5 protein-coding genes are annotated in these 7,395 nt (G+C 45.9%); all 5 read right to left on the bottom strand.

Annotated elements, in window-relative coordinates; translation table 11 throughout:
* A partial coding sequence (locus BS639_RS24285) for a capsule biosynthesis protein (RefSeq protein ID WP_084984615.1) occupies positions 1 to 1,243 on the bottom strand: 1,243 nt, incomplete at its 3' end.
* A gap of 43 nt (positions 1,244 to 1,286) precedes the next feature.
* Positions 1,287 to 3,326, bottom strand: coding sequence for a capsular polysaccharide biosynthesis protein (locus BS639_RS24280; RefSeq protein WP_084984614.1), 2,040 nt, complete (start codon positions 3,324 to 3,326; stop codon positions 1,287 to 1,289).
* Positions 3,326 to 4,999 (bottom strand): polysaccharide biosynthesis/export family protein, encoded by a 1,674-nt coding sequence (locus BS639_RS24275; RefSeq protein WP_084984613.1) that lies wholly within the window; start codon positions 4,997 to 4,999, stop codon positions 3,326 to 3,328. Before BS639_RS24275 ends, BS639_RS24280 begins: the two co-directional genes overlap by 1 nt.
* Positions 5,000 to 5,058: 59 nt before the next feature.
* The gene (locus BS639_RS24270) at positions 5,059 to 6,222 is read right to left on the bottom strand and encodes a capsule biosynthesis protein (protein ID WP_084984612.1); all 1,164 of its coding nucleotides are present in this window, start codon (positions 6,220 to 6,222) and stop codon (positions 5,059 to 5,061) included.
* A gap of 106 nt (positions 6,223 to 6,328) precedes the next feature.
* Complete coding sequence (locus BS639_RS24265) at positions 6,329 to 7,240, bottom strand: KpsF/GutQ family sugar-phosphate isomerase (RefSeq protein ID WP_084984616.1); 912 nt, start codon at positions 7,238 to 7,240, stop codon at positions 6,329 to 6,331.
* Positions 7,241 to 7,395: the final 155 nt, after the last annotated feature.

Genomic DNA, 7,395 nt, shown 5'->3' with positions numbered 1-7,395 from the left:
CTGTACTACAGTACAGATTTTTCAAGCTATTATTACACTCAACTGTGTTCTTGATTCTCTTTTTTTTCATCTCACCATAATAAACCGCATTAATCTGGGTGTTGCTTAATAAATACATCCAAAATTTATCAAATAATTTCTTTTCTGGCTTAAATTCAGAACACCAGAATTGATCTAAGGTTCCCTGATAAGTGATACCTTTAATATCATAAAGGGCATTACCCATTACCTTTAGCGGCTTGTTGTGTATAAGCGCTGATATTCCTGCCGTACTGTTTATCGTTATTACCGCTTTAGCATGTGTCAGCAACTCTGGCATAGGCAAATCATGCACATAAATTACGCGATGAGCAATATCGTATTTAATGCCTAACTGGTGAATCAGTGGCGAATAAAGTCGATGCCCGCGATCCATAGGATGGTGCTTAAATACTAAAAATTCTTCTGCCGGCGCATTATTGGCGAAGGAGTACATGACTTCGTTGATGTAGTCGCGGACATCCTTGTAAGGACTATGGTTAAGGATCTGACTGTCGTTGTACACCTGCAAAATAGCCAGGTAGTATTGTTGGTCCAATTCCGTTTGCAACTGTGGCAACACTTTGCGTTGCAGCATCGCATACCACTGTTTTCGCCAGGCTGCTCGAGCCCAGCATTGGGCCTCATACCAAGGGGAAAATGACTTGTGGTGGCGATATTTGATAAACTCATTGCGGTATCGCCACCCTGAAAGATAATAAGCCATCGCATGCCGTATTCGTAAGCCTGTAGAGGGTTTTAGCTTTACTGTCTTCGGCGGCTCCATTTTGGGCAATCGACGATAAAAATTCGGGTCGCGGGGCAGTCTGGAGTAAGCATTCACTCCGCCTTCTTCAAGGGTGATATAGTGTGGCCTTAAATAACCTTCTTCGAAAACCAGAAAGCGCACGCCTTTTGCCTTAGCCCAACCTTTTGCTACCTGATGCAATGGACGGCAATCACCAAAACATAGGATGGTATCAAAGTCATACTCTTGCCAAGTATCTTTTAACCATGTGGAAAAATTTGCTGGGGTATTCCTATAAACTCGATATTTGCGTTTGCTTAAATATTTCCTGTCTCCGCCATTAAAAACGACATTGACTGCCTCCCGCCCGAGTAACTCCAGCCTTTCAGCGAGATCGCTAAAGAAAGGACCCATAGGGCCCTGCAACAACAAATATTTTTTTCCTGCAAGCAATAGAGCAAGCGCCTTACTGTCCATGTTTTAAATAACTCCCTGTTATAAAAAATCAAATTTTTCTACTTTATGTTTTAAAAACCACGTGAATTAACAGGCGTAGTTTTTTGTAATAGCGCGTTATTCTTGCCGTTTTTACTTTTGTTAAAAGCATTTCAGGCCGAGGTGCAGCGGCGAGATAGTTGGCCGCCTGTTCTGCCATGATGGGTTGTCGGTTATTTGGGTCGATATAAGATGGATACGCGATTAGCGTTTGGTAAATGAGGTCGGTCAGGAGCAAGGTTCGCACACGCCGAGGGCAGACATACTCATCCTTTGTCAGTCCCCAACCGGCATAAAAAGGAATGCCATAGCAGAACACTTTCTTACCGTGTAGCAACGCCTCGAAGCCAGAAAGTGAGGTAAGCGTGTGTAATTCATCTATTGCCTGAATACATTGAATAATGTCTGCGTCCAGTGCCTGAAAGTCTGCCCAGCGGCCGATATCTTCAGGAGTGACATGGCCATGCCTATTTCTTGCCAATACGTCAGGATGAGGTTTGTAAATAATATAGGCATGCGGATTACGCTCTCGCACAGTGCGAAGAAGCTCACTGTTAGTTCGAATGTCTTTTGTACCCGTGAGTATTGAGGCATCATCTTCAACCTGACCCGGTACTAATAGAATTCGTTTACCTGAAGCTTCCACTGGCAGACTGAATGTTGCCCCCAGGTTATATTTACTGATCTTGTTGCTGACCAGATTCACACGCAGCGCATTTGCACGTTTTTGCTGGTATTTGGTCAACAGGCTATGGTTTAGCATCTGCTCAAGGTCACTGCTCCGCGTCGCATCGTAATAAATGCCACTTTTATCCAATACCAGTGAAAGCGGAGGGTGAAGATTTGATCCAAGCCCAGCTGAACGTAAGAAACCGTCCTCTATACGCCAAAGCGGCAGTTGTTTTTTATCCGCAACCGGCTGCCATTGCCGCTCTCCTTTTATTCCCCATACTACGCAAGCTGTGTCACTCAAAGAGCGTTTGGTGAAATTGACCTTATTGATTGACGTACGCACGAAAGGGGCGAGGATGCTGCGTTTCCACAGCGTGAGGCCTGGTGCCCACAGTTGCCCGGAGCGTTGTTGCTGATGACGTCGTTGCATGGTAAGCCAACTTATTACGTCAAATAGTGTGCCAGCGTGGCCGGTTACAGGATTTACATAACGGCTATATCTGAGGTAGGCAGCGCTGAACAAGTCTTCGAGACTGGCCACGCCGCGCCTTGTTGCAAGAGTGGTGGAGAGAGGATGACGGTCATCAGTTAATCCCCAACTGGCATACCACGGCTGACCAAATACGCTAACCGTTTTTCCCGCCAACAGTGCTTCAAATCCATAATGAGATGTCACTACATAGACGTGGCTGACTTGTCGGAGCAGTGAGTGAGGGCTGACGTCCTGTGATAACAATTTGATCCGCGAATCTCGGTCTGCCAGCGCTCGTATTCCAGTGAAGTAGCCCCTTTTTTTACCCTCCAAGACATCGGGATGGATTTTTATCCAGACCTCTGCATTAGGATGCTCGACCAACGCCGCGGTTAGCATGGCATCAAACTGTTCAGCCTTGGCATTACCGTGTATTACGGACATATCGCCATAAGTCTGATCGACAACCAGCACGGCTTCTTGATTTACGCTTTTTTCGCTTAAAGCCGGTGCCTGGTTATATTTCGACAAATCGTCTTCTACGATCATGCGCATGGCCTGCCGCGCATCGTCGTAAAAAGCCTGATTTTCTGATTGTTGCTGTATCAACATCTCAAGGCTGCTTGAACGATTAGCATCGTAATAAATACCCCGAGTATCGAGCACCACTGAAAGTGGGGGGCATCCGCTCACACCTAGCCCAAGAGAGCGTATAAAACCGTCCTCAAGATGCAGTACTGATAAACCGGATTTTTTTGCCAATTCCTTGGCTTTATCCCCAGTCGGACGATATCCCCATACCGCAATCTGAGTAATATCCTCCGGGATGGGGCATAAAAGTGATAGTTTTCGACATTCCTGCGGCAGAAAACACGCAAGATGCGGAATGCGATAGATACCGCCTGAGAAGATGCCTATCATTAAAATGTCAACACCACTTTTGCGGCCACGGCTAACTGATAAAGAATGGTAGAAATACCTTTTGTGACCTCGATACTTTTTGACTGGTATTTGGGCAAGACCATCAGCTCATCACCCGGTTGCAAACTTTTTACATCTTCTGCATCCAGTGCTTCACCGTTTTGTTTAATGAGTATGATTTTTGAATCACCTTTCTTCTGGGTTAACCCCCCCACTTTTTTGATGTAATCATTCGGACTTAATCCTTTTTGCCAACTCACAGCATTTGGGAAAAGTACGCCACCGTGGATCATCACGAGTGAGGTTTTTTCTGGAATATTAATGACATCGCCATCTTCTAGCAGAGTCTGCCCCAGATTGCCTTCGTTGAGTATGACTTCACCTTTTGGCACTGCTGCACGTGCTTTAGCCACAAAGCGACTCACCATCTGGGCTTCCTGCATGCGTAGTCGAGCTTCTTCATTTGTTAAGGATTGGGCAGAAAGTGAGGCCTCTTCGAGTTTTTGCAGCGAGACATTGAGCATCTCTTTTTGACGCACAGCCACGGAGCGGCGGTATAACTGAATCGAATTGATTTGCGACATGCTGTTGGTGCGTATGTTTGGCAATACTTGGCGCAGGGTTGCGCCGTAGGGCAGAACCATGGCATGTTCTCCGGAGTGTGCCCCTTCAATACGCACCTGAATTGTGCCGATATAACGATCGCTACTGACGAGTAACCGATCGCCATCTTCCAATATCCGGCCATGCGCTGAACTCAGCGGGTAGTATTCGCTGCGTTTCATACTGCCTTGCTCGCGGATGATGGTCATATGAGTTGCGCCGGGTTTCGGGCGCGCCCAACTCAGCGCCTCACTCAATGAAACTTTATTGCCTTTAAATTCAAAGTCATAGCGGTTGAAGACGTCGCCATCAATGCTAACAGTATGCTGGCGAGGTCCGACAACGATGGTGTCGCCGTCGGCAAACTGTGAAAGGCTGAGTTTCCCGTTAAGCAGGAAGTCATATAGATTGATGCGTGAACGCACACGATCGTTACGTTTAACCACAATATCAACATAACTTCCGCGTTCTGAATCGATGCCGCCCGCCTTACTTAAGTAAGACAACAGTGAATCTGATGCGATCCCACCGTATAAACCCGGATTATTGGCATAACCTGTGACAAAAACTTTAACGGGCTGTGCTTGTAATAACGAGGCATAGATATTCACATTGGCCTGGTAAACTCGTTTGACCTTGGCAGTCACAGTGCTGTTCAACTGGCTGTTTGTGATACCGGCTACTTTTAGTGGTCCGACATTAGGCAAGAAAATATTGCCTTGTGGATCAACGCTTAGCACTCCGTCGAATTTATAGGCACCCCATAGGCGTATCTGAATCTGGTCCCCTTGACTGATGACATAGCTGGGGTTGAAACCAATGCTGACGCCACTGTTCGCCGAAGTCGAGGTAAACAACTGTGCCCCAAACATACGGCTCACCACTGACGGCTCTGTTGGGATCGGGGTGTTATCAAATCCGTTATCAGTTGTTGATCCCGAGTTTTTTCCGGCCAGAAATGCAGGCAGGGGCGCGGCGCCGGTGAGGTCGGGATAGGTGTTAATCTCAACAGCTTCAGCCTGGATTAACTGGCACGCCATTAAAAATATAAAAGTTTTCAATAGTTTCATAACAAGCTCAATATTCGATTCGTTAGGCTAGAAATAGTCAAAAAGCGGCACAAACCGCGTCAGTCTTTATGGTCGTCAACAATGGCTAGCAGTAATTTGATGGTGCCGAATAACAGGCAACAAACCAGTAGGGTGCTGGCAATTAAATAAGGGATATTTGGAAACCGAGTTTCCTGAGGTACCTGAGGTGAACTGATTACCGAGAGTACTTTGAGCTTTCGTGCCGATTCTATGCGGGTTTTTTCAATGGATGTGAGTGCCAGTTTGTACATATCTGAATCAAAAGCGACCTGAGATTTTATCTCCTCAAAATCGACGGCCATGCTGTTCAGCTTGTGGCCTTCCGGGGCCGTGATTTTGCTTTTCTCCTGCTCAATCTGTTTACCTAAGGACGCAATGGCGTTTTTTGCACTGACCACCTGTGGCGCATCTTCGCGTAGGTAGGTCAATAGATTGCGCAGGTCGGCTTGCAGCTGAATTTGTTGCGATACCAGCATATTGACCAGTGTCACAGCCGCCAATGCCTGAGCTTTTGGGTCGAGCACATTGTTTTGGTTCTGAAACGCCAACATTCGCGCTTTGCTAATATTTAGACGCGCTTGTGCCTTATGCATCTCTTCCTCGGCAAAGGCCTGCTGCTCACGGGCAATTTTATGGGAAATTTCGTTAATGAATCGTTCAGACTCTTTCAACACAGCATGATTAAATTGCTGAGCGAACTCAGGAGTGAAGCCCTGTGTCCCAATCGTCATTAAACCCGTTTTATCATCATAGTTGGCCGTGACGCGCTGGAGATAATAGCTAAACAGTTCTTCACGCGTGACCTTATCCGACAGATGATTTAGGAAGTCGAGACCGCTGCTGCCAAAAGCCTGAAAAAAGTTCAGGTCATGATTCAGAATATTGAGCATGTCGGGGGAATTTATATATTTCTGCAAATACATCGCATCAGTGGCGGTACTTGACCCCGCAGCCCCCAGTAATAGCCCAACGCTGAGGCTGTTTCCATCAATGCTATTTGCGCTTTTTATCGCGATAGTGGATTCACTTAAATATCGAGGATGGCTGAATATCGTCAGGTAAATAATCAGCAATGCCATCGGTAAACCGACGATGATTTTTCCCAAATTTTGGTTGAGAGTATTGATACTCAAACAGGATGGCCGGTAAAAATTATTAATCCGGATGGATGAGTAGGCCGATTTTATTTTTTTAATAAACATTTAATATCATCATGACAAAGAGAGCGATGCCATTAGCGAGCTCTTATTAAAAAATACCGGGGACAGCGCTGAAGTCTCTATCAATAATCCACGGTGAGAATGAGTGTTAATCAAATATTCGAACTAGACCTGCAATATTATTCTTCCTGTCAGTTACCAATAGCACCGAAACTCTATTTTTTTGCATCAAAGTTTCAGCATCGGTCATCATGGTTTCCATAGGCAGAGTGAGTGGGGAAAGCGTCATCATGTCTCGCGCATAGGTATTATCAAGATGTACATTTTTTTCCATAAAGCGACGCAGATCACCGTCAGTAATAATTCCCGTTAACTTATTCTTTGAATCAGTTACTGCCACCATTCCTTGGCATCCACAGGTAATGGATGAAATAACCTCACGGAATGATGTTTCTTCCTTAACAGTAGGCACTAGTGTGTGCATCATATCGGCAACGCGTGTCAGCAATCTTCGTCCCAATGAACCTCCCGGGTGATATCTGGCAAAATCAGTGGGGAGGAAATTGCGCTGCTGCATTAGTGCGAGGGCTAACGCATCACCTATTGCCATGGTCAACGTTGTCGAGGTCGTGGGCGCTAGATTGTTTGGGCAGCTTTCACTGTCCATGAGTAATTCCAACGTGACATCCGCATGTTTTGCTAGCGTTGAACACCCTCGATTGGTGATAGCAATAATAGGGTTGCCAAATTGACGTAAAGATGGAATTAATTTAAGAATTTCGTCAGTTTCACCGCTGGTCGAAATCAACATCAGCAGGTCGCAGGGCGTGATCATACCGAGATCGCCATGAATGGCCTCTGCTGGGTGAATAAAGAAGCTAGGGGTGCCTGTAGAAGCAAGTGTGGCAGATATTTTACGGCTCACGATCCCTGACTTACCCATGCCGGACAGGATAACGTGCCCTCGACACTCAAATATAAGCCTTAGCGCTTTTTGGTAATGCTTGCTGTCAAGGCTTTTGGAAAGGTGCAGTAAAGCCTCACTTTGTCTTGATAGCATAATGCGTATAGAGTTAATCAACTCTGGCTGCCAAGATGTTTGCTGCACAGGCCCAATCCCTTTATTTGTTTCCACTTTATAGCCTTTCTTCCCTGTGGAGGTTAAATCACTAAACCCCACCTAGAATTATTTTTTGTTATTAACAACTATTGGCG

It is taken from the genome of Rouxiella silvae, assembly GCF_002093625.1.
GTDB lineage: Bacteria > Pseudomonadota > Gammaproteobacteria > Enterobacterales > Enterobacteriaceae > Rouxiella > Rouxiella silvae.
Note: the sequence above shows the minus strand (reverse complement) of the source record. Positions and strands in the feature narration are given on the sequence as shown.

Coding starts and splice junctions, on each gene's coding strand:
- BS639_RS24280 (WP_084984614.1), bottom strand. CDS start 3,326: ATGATAGGCATCTTCTCAGGCGGTATCTATCGCATTCCGCATCTTGCG.
- BS639_RS24275 (WP_084984613.1), bottom strand. CDS start 4,999: ATGAAACTATTGAAAACTTTTATATTTTTAATGGCGTGCCAGTTAATC.
- BS639_RS24270 (WP_084984612.1), bottom strand. CDS start 6,222: ATGTTTATTAAAAAAATAAAATCGGCCTACTCATCCATCCGGATTAAT.
- BS639_RS24265 (WP_084984616.1), bottom strand. CDS start 7,240: ATGCTATCAAGACAAAGTGAGGCTTTACTGCACCTTTCCAAAAGCCTT.